Annotated in this window: 1 pseudogene; it reads left to right on the top strand. The window is 64.5% G+C overall.

The features are described from left to right. A pseudogene (locus QP968_RS11225) lies at window positions 1-259 on the top strand (type I glutamate--ammonia ligase); the annotation flags it as partial.

Genomic DNA, 259 nt, shown 5'->3' with positions numbered 1-259 from the left:
AACGGGAAGTCCGCGACCTTCATGCCGAAGCCGCTGGCCGGCGATAACGGTTCGGGTATGCACGCGCACCAGTCCCTGTGGAAGGACGGCGAGCCGCTGTTCCACGACGAGAACGGTTACGCAGGGCTGTCTGATACCGCCCGCTACTACATCGGCGGCATCCTGGAGCACGCTGGCGCGGTGCTGGCGTTCACCAACCCGACGCTGAACTCCTACCACCGTCTGGTGCCGGGTTTCGAGGCTCCGATCAACCTGGTGT

Origin of the sequence: Corynebacterium sp. MSK041 (genome assembly GCF_030232265.1) — a bacterium.
GTDB lineage: Bacteria > Actinomycetota > Actinomycetes > Mycobacteriales > Mycobacteriaceae > Corynebacterium.
The sequence above is the reverse complement of the archived record's forward strand: the minus strand, read 5'-3'. Positions and strand labels throughout refer to the sequence as shown.